13 protein-coding genes are annotated in these 16,354 nt (G+C 75.0%); 7 read left to right on the top strand and 6 right to left on the bottom strand.

What is annotated here, in order from left to right; genetic code table 11:
- Positions 1-7 precede the first annotated feature (7 nt).
- On the top strand, positions 8-982 hold the full coding sequence (locus tag DQ237_RS02105; RefSeq protein ID WP_166509455.1) for a DUF3068 domain-containing protein: 975 nt from the start codon (positions 8-10) through the stop codon (positions 980-982).
- Positions 983-1,017: 35 nt separating this feature from the next.
- Positions 1,018-5,235 carry an alpha-(1->3)-arabinofuranosyltransferase gene (locus tag DQ237_RS02100; protein WP_113796618.1) on the top strand — a complete coding sequence of 1,406 codons (4,218 nt, stop codon included), beginning with the start codon at positions 1,018-1,020 and terminating at the stop codon, positions 5,233-5,235.
- A 10-nt stretch (positions 5,236-5,245) separates the two neighbouring features.
- Here DQ237_RS02100 and DQ237_RS02095 read toward each other — a convergent pair whose 3' ends face one another.
- The 3 genes from DQ237_RS02095 to DQ237_RS02085 all read right to left on the bottom strand — a co-directional run bounded on the left by DQ237_RS02095 (position 5,246) and on the right by DQ237_RS02085 (position 9,024).
- A complete protein-coding gene (locus DQ237_RS02095; RefSeq protein ID WP_113796616.1) occupies positions 5,246-6,436 on the bottom strand; it encodes an acyltransferase in 1,191 nt (396 codons plus the stop codon).
- Positions 6,437-6,440: 4 nt separating this feature from the next.
- Complete coding sequence (locus DQ237_RS02090; RefSeq protein ID WP_113796615.1) at positions 6,441-8,300, bottom strand: hypothetical protein; 1,860 nt, start codon at positions 8,298-8,300, stop codon at positions 6,441-6,443.
- An 85-nt stretch (positions 8,301-8,385) separates the two neighbouring features.
- Positions 8,386-9,024 carry a TetR/AcrR family transcriptional regulator gene (locus DQ237_RS02085; RefSeq protein ID WP_113796613.1) on the bottom strand — a complete coding sequence of 213 codons (639 nt, stop codon included), beginning with the start codon at positions 9,022-9,024 and terminating at the stop codon, positions 8,386-8,388.
- Positions 9,025-9,097: 73 nt separating this feature from the next.
- On the opposite strand from DQ237_RS02085, the gene DQ237_RS02080 reads away from it, so the two are divergent.
- A complete protein-coding gene (locus DQ237_RS02080; RefSeq protein WP_240619336.1) occupies positions 9,098-10,447 on the top strand; it encodes a nitrate/nitrite transporter in 1,350 nt (449 codons plus the stop codon).
- Between the two features lie 81 nt (positions 10,448-10,528).
- Positions 10,529-11,278, top strand: coding sequence for a class I SAM-dependent methyltransferase (locus tag DQ237_RS02075; protein ID WP_113796611.1), 750 nt, complete (start codon positions 10,529-10,531; stop codon positions 11,276-11,278).
- A 3-nt stretch (positions 11,279-11,281) separates the two neighbouring features.
- On the opposite strand, the gene DQ237_RS02070 is transcribed toward DQ237_RS02075, so the two are convergent.
- Positions 11,282-11,908, bottom strand: a complete 627-nt coding sequence (locus DQ237_RS02070) for an FMN reductase (protein ID WP_113796609.1) — start codon at positions 11,906-11,908, stop codon at positions 11,282-11,284.
- Entirely contained in the window at positions 11,905-13,050 is a 1,146-nt protein-coding gene (locus tag DQ237_RS02065) for an LLM class flavin-dependent oxidoreductase (RefSeq protein ID WP_113796607.1), read from the bottom strand. The genes DQ237_RS02070 and DQ237_RS02065 overlap by 4 nt, the downstream gene beginning before the upstream one ends.
- Before the next feature lie 247 nt (positions 13,051-13,297).
- Between DQ237_RS02065 and DQ237_RS02060 the strand changes: the two genes are divergently transcribed.
- The 3 genes from DQ237_RS02060 (at position 13,298) to DQ237_RS02050 (ending at position 15,675) form a co-directional block, all read left to right on the top strand.
- Positions 13,298-14,101, top strand: coding sequence for a DivIVA domain-containing protein (locus tag DQ237_RS02060; protein WP_166509454.1), 804 nt, complete (start codon positions 13,298-13,300; stop codon positions 14,099-14,101).
- A gap of 62 nt (positions 14,102-14,163) precedes the next feature.
- On the top strand, positions 14,164-14,676 hold the full coding sequence (locus DQ237_RS02055) for a universal stress protein (RefSeq protein WP_113796605.1): 513 nt from the start codon (positions 14,164-14,166) through the stop codon (positions 14,674-14,676).
- 78 nt (positions 14,677-14,754) lie between these two features.
- Positions 14,755-15,675, top strand: coding sequence for an SMP-30/gluconolactonase/LRE family protein (locus DQ237_RS02050; RefSeq protein WP_113796603.1), 921 nt, complete (start codon positions 14,755-14,757; stop codon positions 15,673-15,675).
- 1 nt (position 15,676) lies between these two features.
- Here the strand turns inward: DQ237_RS02050 and DQ237_RS02045 are convergent, their stop codons facing one another.
- The gene (locus tag DQ237_RS02045; protein WP_113796601.1) at positions 15,677-16,330 is read right to left on the bottom strand and encodes a TetR/AcrR family transcriptional regulator; all 654 of its coding nucleotides are present in this window, start codon (positions 16,328-16,330) and stop codon (positions 15,677-15,679) included.
- Positions 16,331-16,354: the final 24 nt, after the last annotated feature.

Here is a 16,354-nt window from a genome sequence, read left to right as displayed (position 1 = left end):
CAACCGCATGCGAGGACGCGCCATCGGGCTGGGCTTGCTGGGGCTGGGAGCGTTCCTGCTCGCCGGTGCCCTCGCGGTCCGGCTGATCCTGGTCCCCACCCTGGTCACGCTGCCGCTGGACCAGAAGGCCGAGCCGACCGCCGTCGGCACGGACGTGAGCTTCTTCGACCTCGGGGCCATGCGTCAGCTGCGCGGGCTCGAGGCGGAGGTGCGCCAGCGGGTCGAGGGTGACCCGTCGGCCGCCGAGGCCAGCGACGACGTCGCCGTCTGGAACTTCGGGTCCACGATCACCGCCACTGACGGGACCCTGCTGAACGCGGGCACCTACCGGGTCTGCATCGACCGGCACGAGGCCGTGGCCGTGTCCTGCGACGCCGACCACGTCGACTACGACCGCAAGGTGGACGTCGAGGGTCTGACCCTCACGTTCCCCTTCGGCACCGAGAAGCGTGACTACGACATCTTCAACTCCAACATCCGCAAGGCCGTGCCGGCCCGCTTCGAGGGCGTCGAGGAGCTCAAGGGCCTCGAGGTCTACAAGTTCGTGGTGGACGTCCCGGAGACCGTGATCCGGAAGACGACGGTCCCCGGCGCGCTGGCCGGTGCCCCCGACCAGGCGACGGTCGAGGCCGAGGCGGTCTACACGAACAAGCGGACCCTCTGGGTGGAGCCCACCAGCGGCGTCATCGTCACCGCGCAGGAGGAGCCCAACACGGTCCTCCGCGGGCCCGACGGCACCACCGGCGTGACCCTGCTGGCCGGTAAGTTCGCCGGTACCGACAAGACGATCTCCGACGGCGTGAAGCGGGCGGAGGACACCGCGGGCAAGATCACGACGATCAAGACCGTCGTGCCCCTGACCATGCTGGTGCTGGGGCTCCTGGCGATCGCCGGTGGCCTGTTCCTCGTGCTGCGCGCCCGGCGCACCAGCGCACCGGCGCACGCTGCGGCGAGCCCGCAGCTCCAGGACGCCACGCGCTGATTCGCGGCGGGGAGCACTCCCCGCAGTAGGGACCCATGGCAACGAGCATCACGGCGGAGCCCACCGGACCACGTCCGGTGGGCTCCGCGGTTCCTCAGGGGGGCTCCGCGCCCGTTCCCCCCGCCCCGGAGAGCCGGCTGCTCTGGCGGGCGCGGCTCGCCGTGGTGTGCGTGGGTCTGACCGCGCTGGCGCTCTCGCAGGCTCCCGGCCGGCTGGTCGCGGACACCAAGCTCGACCTCGCCGTGGACCCGCTGGCGTTCCTGGGCCGGGCGCTCGGGCTGTGGGACGCGGAGGGCTTCGCGGGCCAGGTGCAGAACCAGGCCTACGGATACCTGTTCCCCATGGGGCCGTTCTTCGCCCTGGGGCATGCCCTCGGGATGCCGATGTGGCTGGTCCAGCGGCTCTGGTGGGCCTTCCTCCTCTGCGCGGCGTTCCTCGGGGCCGTCCTCCTGGTGCGGCGGCTGCGGATCGGCACCCCGGCCGCGGCCGTCGTCGCGGGGCTCGCCTACGCGCTCGCTCCTCGGATGATCGGCGTCCTCGGGGCGGTGAGCATCGAGGTGCTGCCGATGGCGCTGGCACCCTGGGTTCTCCTGCCGCTCGTGGGGGCCGATCGGTCCGGCTCGGCACGGCGAGCTGCTCTGCTCTCGGGCGTCGCGGTGTTCTGCGTCGGCGGGGTCAACGCGGTCGCGACCGCTGCCGTCCTGCCGCTGCCCGCCCTCTACCTGCTGACCAGGTCGCCCGGGCCCGTCCGGCGGCGGCTGATCGCCTGGTGGGTCGCGGGCGTGGCGCTGGCGACCAGCTGGTGGGCGGTTCCCCTGCTGTTGCTCGCCCGGTACAGCCCGCCGTTCCTCGACTTCATCGAGACGGCCGGGACGACGACGACGCTGACCGACCTGACCACCGTGCTGAGGGGCGCCTCGCACTGGGTGACCTACCTGGCGACGCCGTCCGGTCCGCAGTGGCCCGCGGGCTGGTCGCTGGCGCGGGACACCCTCCCCGTCGCGGCGACGGTCGTCCTGGCCGTCGCCGGCCTCGTCGCCCTGACCAGACGCGGTCTGCCGGAGCGGACGTGGCTGGTCCTCGGGACGCTGACCGGCCTGGTGCTGGTCACGCTGGGCCACCTCGCCACCGTCCAGGGGCTGCTGGCCGCGCCGCTGCACGAGGCACTCGACGGGGTCCTGGCCCCGCTGCGCAACGTGCACAAGTTCGAGCCGGTGGTCCGTCTGCCGCTGGCGATCGGGCTCGCGCACCTCGTCTCGCTGCTGCTGCGCGATGCCCGGGGGGAGGCTCCGCGGCCCGCGCGTCGGCCGGCGTGGTGGGCGGACGCGGTCCGCGGGAGCTCGCGCGCCGTCCTGGTCCTGCTGGCGGTGGCCCTCGTGGCCACGGTGTCCCCGGCACTGCGCGGCCGGATGGTGCCGCCCAGCACCTTCGCCGACATCCCGGCCTACTGGCGGGAGGCGGCGGACTTCCTCTCCGGCGCCCAGCCGAGCGGTCGGGCGCTGCTGGTCCCGGCCTCCTCCTTCGCCACGTACGTGTGGGGGAGCACGAGCGACGAGCCGCTGCAGCCGCTGGCCGAGTCGCCGTGGGAGGTCCGCAATGCCATTCCGCTGACCCCGTCGGCCCACATCCGGGTGCTCGACGCCGTCGAGGAGCGGCTGGCCCGCGGCGAGGGGTCGGCCGGGCTCACCCGGTACCTCGCACGGGCCGGCATCTCGCACCTGGTGCTCCGCAACGACCTGAGCACGAGCGAGGCCGGTTCCACCCGGCCGCAGCTGGTCCGGCAGGCACTGCTGGGGTCCCCGGGCATCCGGCGGGCCGCCGGTTTCGGTCCCCTGTACCCGTCGCCGATCCCGACGGAGGGACTGCTGAACGACGCCGGGCTGGAGGAGCCGAGCGCGGCGGTGGAGGTCTTCGCGGTCGAGGACCCCGCCCCGCGGGCCTGGACGGCACCGCTCTCCCGGGCCGTGACGGTGCAGGGCGGCCCGGACGCGCTGCTCGACCTCGAGGACCGCGGTCTGCTCACCGACCGCCCCACGGTGCTCGCGGGGGACGCGGACATCGCCACCGGTTCGACGATGGTCAGCGACGCCCTCGTGCGGAGGGAGCGGAACTTCGGCCGGGTGGGGGCGGCCACCTCCGCGGGGCTGACCGCGGACGACCCGCTACGGTTGGCCGGAACGGTGCCGGACTACCCGGTCCCGGGCGGTGCGGCGGCCGAGAGCGTGGTGCGCTACATCGGCGGTACGCCCAGTGCGGCGAGCTCGGCCTCGGACCCCGACAGCATCGGAGGGGCCGACCCGGGGGCCTCGCCGTGGGCCGCAGTCGACGGCGACCCCACCACGGCCTGGCGCCCGGCGCTGCGGGCCGACGACGACGCGCCGGTCTGGTGGCGGCTCCAGACCCGGCGGGAGTTCCCTGCCTCCACGGTCACGGTGACGTTGGGCCGTACCGAGGAGGACCCTCCGCGGCGGGTGCGGGTCACCACCGACGCGGGGGCCTTCGACGTGGCGCTGGCCGACACCGATCAGCCCCAGCGGCTGCCGCTGCCGGCCGGCCGCACCCGCAGCGTCACCCTCGCGCCGGCGGCGACCCCCCAGGACGCCGACGGGCCGCCGTCGGTCCTCGCCCTCGCCGAGGTGCAGCTCCCCGGCGTCACCGTGAGCCGCACGGTGGTCACCCCCACGCCGGAGGGGGCCGTCGACGTCTACGCCTTCGACGCTGCCCGGCCGGGGAGCGCCGGCTGCCTGATCCGCGAGGGCGCCGCTCGCTGCGCGCGGACCCTCGTCACGGGTTCGGAGGAGCCGCAGGGCGTGGACCGCACGTTCACCGTCGACCGGCCGGCGGCCTACGACCTCGGGCTGACGGCGGTACCGCGCCCGGGACCGGCGCTCGACGCACTCCTCGCGCGGACCCGGGGCGACGCGGCCACGGTCACGGCCAGCAGCAGTGCCGTCGACGACCCGCGCGCCAGCGCGCAGGCGGTGCAGGACGGCGATCCCGCGACGTCCTGGCTCGCCGCCCCCGACGACGACGTCCCGACGCTGGAGCTGAGCTGGCCCGAGCCCCGCACCGTCGACTCCCTGCGGGTCGTGACCACCGCCGACGTCCCCGCAGCCATCCCCACGGCGGTGACCATCGAGATCGACGGGCTCCCGCAACTGCTGCAGCTGGACGACGACGGCGTCGTCCGGTTCCCGGCCGTCACGACCGACCGGCTGGTGGTCGGGCTGGCCATGCCCCTGCAGGTGCGGTCCTACGACCCGTACAGCTTCCGGACGCAGCAGCTCGGCGTGGGTGTGGCCGAGGTGGAGGTGGGCACCGAGAACCGCGCACCCGATCCCGCTGCGGAGGTCGTCCTGCCCTGCGGATCGGGGCCGTCCGTGACGATCGACGGCGAGCGGACCGACACCACGGTCCGGACGACGCTGGGCGCGCTGACCGCGCTCCAGCCGGTGCGGGTCGAGGCCTGCGGTTCCTCGGCCGCCCGACTCGCCGCCGGAGAGCACCGGCTCGTCGCAGCGAGCACCGACGTGCTGACCGTCGACTCCGCGACGCTGACCCGCCGGGGCAGCGGCGTGGAGGCAGCGGACGGCGGACGCCGTGCGGCCGACGTGCTGCGCTGGGACGACGAGCACCGCCGGGTGGAGGTGGCGGCGCGGGACGAGCCGACAGTGCTGGTGGTGCCCGAGAACACCAACGCCGGATGGACGGCGACGCTCGACGGCCGGCGGCTGGAGACGGTGGCCGTCGACGGCTGGCAGCAGGGCTACGTCCTGCCGCCCGGTCCGCGCGCCACGGTCGACCTGGACTTCGGACCCGGCAGCGCCTACCGAGCTGGGCTCGCCGCCGGCGCCGGCGCGGTGCTCGTGCTGCTCGTGCTCGCGGTGGCCCCGGCGCGGACCCCGCTGCCGACCCCCCGTCCCCGGACGGGGCGTCGCAGCCGGTTCGGTGCGGCCGCCGTGGTGCTCGCCGCCGCGGCCGGTGCCGCCCTCGTGGGCGGGGTGACGGCGCTGCTCGCACTGGCCGCCCTGTACGCGCTGGCCCGCCTCAGCGGCGGGCGCCGCACGGAACTGCTCGGCTGGACGGCCGGCCTGTCGCTGACGACGGCGGGGCTCCTGCTGCTGGTCGTGCCCTCCGGCACGGGCACGGCGCGTCAGGTGCTCGCGGTCGTCGCGGTGGCCGCGGTCGTCGCCGGCGTGCTGCCCGGGGTCGAGCGGCGCCTGCGGGTGCCGCGCCGGCGGACGAACGGCTGACGGGTCGAGGTCAGGCCGGGGCCGCGGTTCCGGACCCGGCGGGAACGCCTCCGGCGTGCCCGCCGGCGCCCGTGCCGCTGTCGACCGCGCCGGGGCGCTCGCGGACGACGTCGCGGAAGCGCAGCACCAGCGGTCGCTCGACCACCCGGTAGACCACGGCGGCGACGAGCACGGCCGCCGCCCAGGTGACCGGGAGGACGAGCAGCAGGGGGCGGGTGAACAGGTCCCACATGATGATCAGCAGGGGCATGTGGAACAGGAAGATCCCGTAGGACCGCTCGCCCAGCCAGTCCATCGGGCGGGAGGCGAGGAGGCGGCGTCCCCATCCGGCCGTCTGGTCCCCGAACACCAGCGGCCAGACGGCCAGGGCGGCGATCAGGGTGTAGAGCAGGTGCTTGGTGATGCCCTCTCCGGCGGTGAGCGCGCGGGAGAGGTCGTTGGCCCCGGTGTACGGACCGGATGCGGCCCAGAAGAGCACCGCCGCCCCGGCCCAGCAGGTGCCCGGGCTGGCGGCGAGCTCCCGGGCGCGGCGGACCGGCGCCCACCGTGGGTCGGCGACCGACAGCACGGCGATCGCCATGCCGGCACCGAACCAGGAGAGGTAGGCGGGCAGCCACAGCGTCAGGGAACCGAGCAGGAAGGGGTCCGAGGCGACCCAGGCGAACCAGCCGAAGCCGAGCAGGGAGGCGGCTCCCAGCGCGAGGAGGATCCGGCCCGGACGCCAGACGCCGCCGCAGAGCCGGAGCAGACCGGCGACGACGAGCGGGAGCAGGACGTAGAAGGAGACCTCGGTGCACAGGCTCCACGCGTGGACGAGCCCCTCGCCGTGCCAGTTCCGCGAGTAGATCTGGGTCAGGGTGAGGAAGCGCAGCCAGTCGCCGGTGCCCATCTCCCGGTTCTCCGGGAGGAACAGCATGGCGAAGACGACGCACAGCCAGTAGGCGGGCAGGATCCGCAGCGCTCGCCGCCACAGGAACGCGGCCGTCCGGGGTGCGGGCCTGCCCTCGGCCGCGGCGCGGAACAGGGGCTGGGAGAGCAGGAAGCCCGAGAGCGCGAAGAACACCGCCACGCCGACGTCCAGACGGGCGAAGGCGTAGCCCAGCGTGTCGTCGGAGTACGCGGCGGTCCAGAACGCCGCGTGGGTCGTGACGACGGCGGTCGCCGCCAGCGCGCGCAGACCGTTGAGGGCGGGGTACCTCACCGTGTCAGCTCCCGCCCAGGGGGGCGGCCTGGCCGACCGAGACCGCGGTGACGCACAAGGGCGACCCGGTGTCGGTGATCGCGAGCTCGACCTCGCGCACCTGCCCGCTCACCTGCACGAAGAGATTGTGGGCACCCTCCTCCGCCGCGCCGGCGCCCAGGGTGTCCCCGGCCGTCACCCGGACGCCGTTCCGGGCGCCGGAGAAGTAGGAGATCTGCACCAGCCAGCGACCGGCCCCGGTCGCGCGGGGGAGCCGGATCCGGGCCGGACCGTCCGCCGCGAGCCAGCCGCAGCCCGGGTCCGGCCCGGTCGCGGAGGAGGTCACCGGGTCGACGACGGCGAGCTGCGGGTTCCCCAGCCCGTCCAGGGTCACCAGTTCGCCGACGACCTGGCCCTCGACCAGGAACGGTGGCAGCCGTGGAAGGCCCGCGAGGACGACCGAGGTCCGGTTCGCCGGCTCCAGGGCCGACGGGACGACGTCCTCCGGGACGGGAGCGTCGGCCACGACGAGGTCGGTGCGGCCGACGAGCGCGGCGGCCGCGTTGTCGACGTACCGGTCGGCGGTGTTCACCGACCAGAACTCGCGGAACTCCGCGGCGGACAGGACCGAGCCGACGAGGAGCGCAGCCGCCACCGCGACCGCGCCACCGGTCCGGGGAAGACGGCCCACGAGCCGGGACCCGGCCCCGCGGACGGTCCAGGCACGGCGGCGCAGGACGGGCGGCGCGGACCGCACCGGCAGGTAGGCCAGCGCCAGCGCGAGGGCGGCGACGACGGCCACCGTGGCCGGCGGCACCAGCCCGGCCGGCACCTCGGCGGGGCCGGAGTCCGTCGCGGCAGCGCCCGCGAGCAGCAGGACCGCGCACGCGGCGACGGCCACCAGCCAGGCCCGCAGCGCCCCACGGCGCAGCGCCACGGCGGCGAGGACGACGACGGCGGCCACCACGCCGGCGCCCCAGACCAGCCCGGCGCGTGGATCGGCGGTCGCCAGCGGCGTGAGGGCGGGGGCCCAGTTCCACGGACCACCGACCAGGCCGGGCAGCACGGTCCTGGTGAGCGTCCCGGGCAGCTCACGGAGAGCCGGCGCCAGCGCGTCGGCGTCCAGGAGGGAGCCGCCGGCCAGGAGACGCAGGCCGACGCCGCCGACCGCCGCGGCGACCAGGGCCGCCCAGGCCGGCCACCACCGGGCGAGGGGCCGCACCCGGTCGCGGGCCGGCCCGGCCGTGGCCCACAGCGCCGTTCCGGCCAGCAGCAGCAGCGGGACGAGGGCGAACTCCACCGCGAACAGCACACCGACGGCGACGGCGACGGCGCTGGTGACCAGCTTCGCGCGGGCTCCGGTGCGCAGGTGCTGGACGTGCGCGTCGAGCGCCGTGAGCAGCGCCAGCTGCACCGGGATCTGGACGAGTGCGGCACTCCACCACACCCCGCCCACCAGGGTCAGCGAGCTGGCCACGTAGACGGTGAGCGGCAGGAGGACGGCGGGGCGACGGCCGAAGAGCCCGACCAGGAGCCGGTAGAGGGCGAGGTCCACCAGGAGCTGCCCGAGGAGCTCCAGGCCGATCAGCGCCGGCCAGGACAGCGGCGCGATGGCGGCCACGCCGTGGGCCAGCGCCGCTGCGCCCGGTGGCCCGGCGATGTCGACCCGTTGCCCGGCGGCGACCGCGGCCGCGAGGAAGTCCGGGCCGGTCAGCCACCCCCCGGCGGCGGTCCAGCCGCGGAGCACCAGGTGCACGACCACCAGGACCGTCGCGAGCGCGGGCAGGACGGTGTCCCGGTCGATGCGCACCTGCAGGACGGCCGCCCCGCTGCGCGACGGGGGCTGCGCGGGGACGTCGACGTCGACGTCCGAGGGTGCGCTCATGGGGCTCCGTTCCGCTTCCAGCCGGACCGGCTCAGCGTAGTGAGCCGGGTTACCCCGGGGTAGTACCGGCCGGTACCGACACCCGTCAGGGCGAGGGGCGTCGCTCCAGCAGGCCGACGACGGCCGCGGTCGCGGCGTCGACGTCGTCACCGATCCGCTCGGTCTGACCGCTCTCGACCCGCGCCAGCATCAGCTCGTTGACGCCGCCGACGGCGGCGAGCACCAGCTGCCGGTCGATGGGGCGCACCTCGTCGGGGTGCTCGGCCGCCAGGCCGTCGGCGACCTCGGCGATGAGGTCGACGTACCGGTCGAACACCTGGCGGCGCAGCGCCCGGGCGCGCGGGCCCGCCGCCTGGACCTCGATCAGCGCGGCCCACGCGACCGTGGGCCCGCTGGCAAGGGCGTGCAGGTAGGCGCCGATGCCCGCGCGGAGCCGGGCCCGCCACGGCAGGCCTTCGGCGTGCGCCTCCTCCTGGGCGCGGCGGACGGTGGCGAGCATCTTGTCGTTGGCCCGGGTGTAGAGCTCGAGGAGGCACTCCTCCTTGTCGCGGAAGTGCGCGTAGACGACGGTCTTCGACACGCGGCCCTCCCGGGCGATGTCGGAGATCGTGGTGGCCTGGTACCCCTTCTCGGCCATGCAGGTGGCCAGCGCCCAGAGGATGCGGCCGCGACGCTGCCCGTCGTCCACGGCGGGGTCGTCGGTGGGGTCGACAAGCTCGTCCATCGTCGGCGGAGTCTAGTGGTCACGCAGCGTCGGGTGACCCATCTCATGCCCGGCGCGGGAAGGGGGAGGCGGGGTGGAGCGTCGTCCCCAGGTGACCTCCGCCGCGCCCGTCCGTCCGCCGGCCCGCGCGTACGCGATGTGGTCGGTCGGCCTGCTGGCCTACGCCGTCGCCGTGTTCCACCGGTCCTCCCTCGGGGTGGCGGCGGTCGAGGCGCAGGAACGGTTCTCTGCCGGGGCCTCCGCGGTCTCCCTCTTCCTGGTGCTGCAGCTCGCCGTCTACGCGGGGCTGCAGGTGCCCGTCGGGGTGGCCCTGGACCGGTTCGGCTCCCGGCGCATGATCCTCGCGGGTGCCGTGACGATGGCGATCGGCCAGCTGGTGCTCGGTCTGGCCGGGAACGTGCCGACCGCGGTCGCGGCCCGGGTCCTCGTGGGCGCGGGCGACGCGATGACGTTCATCAGCGTGCTCCGGGTCGTCTCCGCGTGGTTCCCGGGGTCGGCGGCGCCGCTGATCACCCAGCTCACCGGGATCCTCGGCCAGATCGGCTCGATCGTGGCCGCCTACCCACTGGTCACGCTCCTGCACGCGACGTCCTGGACCTCGACGTTCCTCGGCGCCGCGGCGACCGGGGTGCTCGTCGGGGTGCTCGTCCTGGTGGCCCTGCGCGACGCGCCGGACGGGGCGCCCCGTCCGGTGCCGGCGGGCCTGGCCGAGCTGCGCCAGGGGCTTCGGGACACCTGGCGCGAGCCGGGAACGCGCATCGGGCTCTACACCCACCTGGTCACCCAGTTCTCCGGCACGGTCTTCGCGCTGCTGTGGGGGTACCCGTTCCTGGTGGTGGGGGAGGGGCTGACCTCCGGGACGGCGGCTGCGCTGCTGACGCTGCTGGTCCTCGTCGGCATGGGCGTGGGGCCGGCCCTGGGCCGGCTCTGCGCGCGGTGGCCGCTGCGCCGATCCGTGCTGGTGTTCGGCATCCTCGTCGCGACCGCCTCGACCTGGACCGTCGTGCTGCTCTGGCCGGGTCGGGCGCCGCTGTGGCTGCTGGTCGTGCTCGTCGTCGTCCTGGGCACCAACGGCCCGGGCTCGATGATCGGGTTCGACTACGCCCGCACCGAGAACCCCGCCGAGCGGCAGGGCAGCGCGAGCGGGGTGGTGAACGTCGGCGGGTTCGTGGCCTCGCTGCTCACGATCCTGGCCGTGGGCGCGGTCCTCGACGTCATGACGCCCGGAGCCTCCACCGACTACCGGCTCGACGCCTTCCGGGCGGCCTTCTCCGTGCAGTACCTGTTCTGGGCGGTCGGCCTGGCCGGGGTGCTGCGGCACCGCCGGCAGCTGCGCGCCCGGCTGGCGCGCGACGGCGTGGTGCTGGCACCGCTGCACGCGGCGGTGCGCGCCCGGCTGCGCGGGGGCTCCGCGTACCGGTGAATTCCGGCCCGACCGCGGGTTCGCCGGGACGCCGGCAGGTACGTTCCGCGCTCGACGGTCCACGACGAGCGACGAGGTGCGATGACTTTCGAACAGGTGCGCAAGGACTGGACCACGCTCGGGGCGGAGGACCCGCTGTGGGCGGTCCACGTCGCCGCGGACAAGCGTGGCGGCCGGTGGGAGACCGACGCCTTCCTCGACCTGGGGCGACGCGACGTCGAGGTGGCTCGCGCGCAGCTGCGCCGTCTCGGGCTGCCGACGTCGTGGGGGCGGGTGCTCGACTTCGGGTGCGGCGCGGGCCGGCTGAGCCAAGCGCTGGCCGAGCACGCGCAGGAGGTGGTGGGGGTCGACGTCTCCGCACCCATGCTGGAGACGGCGCGCGCGCTCGACCGCAGCGGTGGGCGGGTCTCGTTCGTGCTCAACGAGGCTCCCGACCTCCGCGCCTTCCCGGACTCCGCCTTCGACCTGGTCTACACCGAGCGGGTCCTGCAGCACCTTCCCAGGCCGCTGCTCGAGACGTACCTGACGGAGTTCGCGCGGGTGCTCCGACCGGGCGGTGTCGCGGTGGTGCACTGCACGACGCGTCCGGCGTGGACGGCGCGCGGCCTGGTGTGGCGGCTGGCGCCCCCGCCGGTCATCCGCTGGGCCCAGCGCCGGCTGCTGGGCTACCCGGCGCCGATGCGCATGACCGGGATCTCGGAGAAGCGCGTGGCCGAGCGGGTCGCGGTGCACGGGGCCGAGGTCCTGGACGCTGCCGTGGTCGACGAGCCGGAGACGCACTGGCAGGCCCGCCGCTACGTCATCCGGCGTCGCCCCGACGCGCTGGTCTGAGGCTCAGGCCCCGGGACCGCGCAGGAGGTCCTCGAAGGACGTCGTCGGGTCGGCGAACGGGTCGGCCGGGGCCGCCGGAGGCCGGCCGGCGACCAGGCCGGCCAGTTCCCCGGCGGCGCGGTGGATGCGCCCGGTGAGGGCCGGGGTGCCGGCGTCGCCACCGGCCCAGTCCTCGCTCGCGGCGAAGACGCCGGTCGGGGCGACGGTGGCCCGCAGGTAGGCGAACAGCGGTCGCAGCGCGTGCTCGAGCACCAGGGAGTGCCGGGCGGTGCCGGCCGTGGCACCCATGAGGACCGGCTTGCCGGTGAGGGCGTCCTTCTCCAGCACGTCGAAGAAGGTCTTGAACAGACCGCTGTAGGAGGCGGAGAACACCGGGGTGACGGCGATCAGGCCGTCCGCTCCGACGACGGTCTCCACCGCCCGGCGCAGCGCCTCGTTCGCGAACCCGGTGGTCAGGTTGTCGGCCAGGTCGCGGGCGTGCTGGCGGAGCTCCACGACCTCGACGGTGGCGGTGACGCCCCGCTCGCGCAGGGCGTCGACCGTCGCCGTCGTCAGGCGGTCGGCCAGCAGCCGGGTGGACGAGGGGACGCCCAGCCCGGCGCTGACCACTGCGAGGGTGCGCGTGCTCATCGGGTCGCCGCCTCCGCCGTCCGCCCGGTCACGTCGTCGCCGCCGGTGTAGACGGTCGCGTCCTTGGTGCCCCCGGCCGCCGCCACCCGCGAGGCGTGCGTCGGGGCGTCGGGCACGTGCGCCGGCTTGAGCGCGGCGAACTCCCGGCGCAGCACCGGCACGACCTCCTCGCCGAGGATGTCCAGCTGCTCCAGCACGGTCTTCAGCGGCAGCCCCGCGTGGTCGATGAGGAACAGCTGGCGCTGGTAGTCACCGACGTAGTCGCGGAAGCCCAGGGTGCGCTCGATGACCTGCTGCGGCGAGCCGACGGTCAGCGGGGTCTCGCGGCTGAAGTCCTCCAGGGACGGGCCGTGGCCGTAGACCGGGGCGTTGTCGAAGTAGGGCCGGAACTCGCTCACGGCGTCCTGGCTGTTCTTCCGCATGAACACCTGGCCGCCGAGGCCGACGATGGCCTGGTCGGCGGCGCCGTGGCCGTAGTGCTCGTAGCGGCGGCGGTAGAACTCCACCATCCGCTGGGTGTGCTCCTTCGGCCAGAAGATGTGGTTGTGGAAGAAGCCGTCGCCGTAGTAGGCGGCCTGCTCGGCGATCTGCGGGCTGCGGATCGAGCCGTGCCACACGAACGGCGGGACGCCGTCCAGCGGGCGGGGGGTCGAGGTGAAGCCCTGCAACGGGGTGCGGAACCTCCCCTGCCAGTCGACGACGTCCTCGGTCCACAGCCGGCGGAGCAGGGCGTAGTTCTCCACGGCCAGCTCGATGCCGTTGCGGATGTCCTGCCCGAACCACGGGTAGACCGGCCCGGTGTTCCCCCGGCCCATCATCAGGTCGACGCGGCCCTCGGCGAGGTGCTGCAGCATCGCGTAGTCCTCGGCGATCTTCACCGGGTCGTTGGTGGTGATCAGCGTCGTGGACGTCGAGAGCTGGAGCTTCTCGGTCCTCGCGGCGATCCAGGCGAGGGTCGTCGTGGGGGAGGAGGAGAAGAACGGCGGGTTGTGGTGCTCGCCGAGGGCGAAGACGTCGAGGCCGACCTCCTCGGCCTTCTGCGCGATGGCCAGCACCGCCTTGACGCGCTCGGCCTCCGTCGGCGTGCGGCCGGTGGTCGGGTCGGTCGTGATGTCGCTGACCGTGAAGATGCCGAACTGCATGTCCGCCTCCAGGCTAGTTGAGAGTGCAACTATCTCATCCGGGCCAACAATCGCACCCCCGGTCCTATGCCCGTCTCGTCCGACGGGGGTGGAACCCGGCCGGACGGAACGGCGTGTAACGGATCTTGCACGCCCCGCCGTGGCGCGGCCGGGCGGCGTCCGCCGGCGGTCACGGACTCGTCACGGCGCTCCGATCCCGACAGGGGCCTCTGGCACATTCCGGTGCATCTACTTCCCAGGGGGGCGCATGCGGTCGGTCCGGCGTGTCGAGTTCGTCGAGAACCGGGTGATGGACGGCGAGGCGGCGGCAGGCCTGCCGCCGGAGGCCGACGCACCCCGGCCGCCGCGGCTGACCGGCGACCTGGACACCCTGCTCGACCACCGTCCGGCGTTCCGGGGGTCGGTCCGGGGCTACGACCGTCTCGAGGTGGACAACTACGTCGCCTGGGCCGAGGGGGAGCTCGCCGCCGCCCAGCGCGAGCGCGAGCACCTGCTGGACCGCATCGTCGCCGGCGCGACCGAGCTGGAGATCTCCCGGCGGCTGCTCGCCGAGCGGCCCCAGGGTCGTGCGGTGGTGAGCGACCGGGTGGGGGAGGTGCTGCGGCTCGCCGAGGACCAGGCGGCCCAGGTGATGGCCGCGGCGGACGCCGACGCCGCCCGCGTGCTCGCCGACGCCCGGCTGGAGGCCGATGCCCGGCTGCGCAAGGCGCACGAGATCAAGGAGCTCGCCGCCGACGTCGCCGACCAGCTGCGGGCCGACGCGCAGCGCGACCGCGCCGAGGCCGCGGCCGTGCTCGCCCAGGCGCACCGGGGTGCCGAGGTGCTGCTGCAGGAGGCGGCCGAGGAGCGGGAGCGGCTGGCCGCGCAGGCGGTCGCCGACCGGGAACGGATCGCCGCCGAGGTGGCCGACCTGCACCGTCAGCGCGACGCCGCGCGCGCCGCGCTCCGGGAGCTCACCGACCGGATCGGTGAGGCGTTGCGGGCGGTCGGGGTGGCCGATCCCGACGAGCTGGTCCTCGCGGCCGGCCCCGGGGAGCCCGTGTCGGCCTGACCGCCGCTGATGAGAGTCTTGGTCCGCCGGTGGTCACCGGCGCGAGGATCAGGAGGTCAGCGGTGGACGAGGTCAACGAGGCCGTTCGGATCGACGGCGGCGTGGTCGTGGGGCACGACGGCTCCAAGTGCGCGCAGGAGGCGCTGCAGTGGGCCGGCCGGCTGGCGCAGCGGGCCGACGTCGACCTGCACGTCGTCCGCGGCTGGTCGATGACGACGGCACCGCAGCCCAGCACCTGGGAGCCCGGGTACGTGCCGCCGCTGGCCGACTGGGAGAAGGCGGTGCACGACCAGCTGACCGCCCACGTCGCCGCCGCCGGCCTGGACCCCTCCGTGCGCGTGACCTGCCACGTCGTCCACCGCTCCCCGGTGCAGGCGCTGCTCGGTGCCGCCGAGGGTGCCAGCCTCCTGGTCGTCGGCGCGCGCGGGCAGGGCGGGTTCGCCGGTCTGCTGCTCGGTTCGGTCAGCGACCAGCTGGTCCACCACGCGCCGTGCCCCGTGACCGTGGTGCGCAGCGGCCACGGTGGCCGCGAGTTCACCGCCGGCGAGGGCGAGCCGGCCACCGTCGAGGGATGACCCTGCCGACGTCCGCGTGGCGTGGGGCACACTGCCGCTGACCTGCGGACCTGCCGCGGGCCGGAGCGGAGGATCGGCGTGCGGGACTTCAGCGGTACCACGGTGGTGACGGTCGGCGACGGGCCGGAGGACGTCCTCGTCGATCCGCAGGGCCGGGTGTACACCGGGCTGGCCGACGGTCGCATCGTGCGGGTCGCGGGCCCGGAGGGCCCGGTCGAGACGGTCGCCCGGGTGCCCGGCCGTCCGCTCGGGGTGGAGTTCCTGGGCGCCGACGAGCTGCTGGTGTGCGCGTCGGAGGCGGGGCTGCTGGCGGTCTCGCTCGCCGACGGCGCGGTCCGGACCCTGGTCGACCGGGTCGGCGGGCGCTCGTTGGAGGCGGTCAACAACGCCGCCGTCGCCGCCGACGGCACCATCTACTTCACCGACTCCTCCCAGCGGTTCCGCATCCCGGAGTGGCGAGCCGACCTGGTCCGGCGCACCGCGACCGGCCGGCTGTTCCGGCGGTCGCCCGACGACGCGGTCACCGAGCTCCTCGGCGGCCTGGAGTTCGCCAACGGCGTCGCCCTCGCCCCGGACGAGTCCTGGGTCGCCGTCGCCGAGACCGGCTCGGCGCGGGTGCGCCGGGTCTGGCTGACCGGCGAGCGGGCCGGCCGGTCGGAGGTGTTCGTCGACGACCTCCCCGGTCACCCGGACAACATCGCCCTGGGCTCCGACGGCCTGGTCTGGATCACCCTGCCCAGCCCGCGCGTGGCGGCGCTCGCGGCGATCCACCGCCTCCCGGCGCCCCTGCGGGCGCTGCTCAGCAAGCTGCCGGAGAGCCTGCAGCCGAGCCCCGGCCGGACCCTCGGCGTTCTCGCCGTGGACCGCGACGGGCGGGTGGTGCACCGGCTGAGCGGGGAGATCCCCGGCTTCGAGATGCTCACCGGTGTCCGGGAGGCGCAGGGCCGCCTCTGGTTCGGCAGCCTCACCGGCAGCACGCTGGCCACCGTGCAGCTGTGAGTCAGACGCTGCCGACGGTGCCGTAGATCGCCGACAGCCAGATGCCGAGCAGCACCTCCACGACGTCGGCCTCGGCCACCGACGGTCCGTCGCCGCTGAAGGTCGCGTAGAGGACCCGCTCGTTCATCGAGGTCAGCGCGATCGCGAGGTCCCGCGCCGGCAGCCCTGCGGGGGCTGCGCCGCGGGACCTCTCGGCCTCGATGGCGTCGGCGCACTGCTGCACCCACCGTTCGAAGACCGCCGACCAGAGGCTGCGCACCTCGTCGTTGACCGACCGTGCCTCCGCCCACGCGACGGTGAGCGCCCGGTGGTCGCGGAAGGTCTCGTAGTAGGCGCCGATCGCCCGTGCCCAGCCCTCGCGGGCGGTGCGGGCCGGGCGGCCGAAGACCTCCTGCATCGCGGTGTCGGCCTCGGCGACCACCCGGTCGAGCAGCGAGAGCAGGACCGCGTCCTTGGAGGCGAAGTAGAAGTAGAAGGTCGGGCGGGAGATGCCGGCGCCGCGAGCCAGGTCGTCGACCGAGATGGCGCCCAGCGGGCGCTCGGCCAGCAGGCGCTCGGCGGTCGCCAGGATGGCCAGCTCGCGGTCGTCGCCGGAGGCCCGGGCGGGCCGACGGCCGCGCCCGGCGCTGGGAACCTCACCCGGAGCAGCCGACACAGCGCGAAGGATAGCCGCGCAGGC

The organism is Blastococcus sp. TF02-8, assembly GCF_003319175.1.
In the GTDB taxonomy this organism is placed as follows: domain Bacteria; phylum Actinomycetota; class Actinomycetes; order Mycobacteriales; family Geodermatophilaceae; genus Blastococcus.
The sequence above is the reverse complement of the archived record's forward strand: the minus strand, read 5'-3'. Positions and strand labels throughout refer to the sequence as shown.

Excerpts from the sequence above, each read along its gene's own strand:
- DQ237_RS02105 (WP_166509455.1), top strand. The coding sequence starts at position 8 with ATGCGAGGACGCGCCATCGGGCTGGGCTTGCTGGGGCTGGGAGCGTTC.
- DQ237_RS02085 (WP_113796613.1), bottom strand. The coding sequence starts at position 9,024 with ATGGACGAGCTTGTCGACCCCACCGACGACCCCGCCGTGGACGACGGG.
- DQ237_RS02090 (WP_113796615.1), bottom strand. The coding sequence starts at position 8,300 with ATGAGCGCACCCTCGGACGTCGACGTCGACGTCCCCGCGCAGCCCCCG.
- DQ237_RS02100 (WP_113796618.1), top strand. The coding sequence starts at position 1,018 with ATGGCAACGAGCATCACGGCGGAGCCCACCGGACCACGTCCGGTGGGC.
- DQ237_RS02065 (WP_113796607.1), bottom strand. The coding sequence starts at position 13,050 with ATGCAGTTCGGCATCTTCACGGTCAGCGACATCACGACCGACCCGACC.
- DQ237_RS02075 (WP_113796611.1), top strand. The coding sequence starts at position 10,529 with ATGACTTTCGAACAGGTGCGCAAGGACTGGACCACGCTCGGGGCGGAG.
- DQ237_RS02070 (WP_113796609.1), bottom strand. The coding sequence starts at position 11,908 with ATGAGCACGCGCACCCTCGCAGTGGTCAGCGCCGGGCTGGGCGTCCCC.
- DQ237_RS02060 (WP_166509454.1), top strand. The coding sequence starts at position 13,298 with ATGCGGTCGGTCCGGCGTGTCGAGTTCGTCGAGAACCGGGTGATGGAC.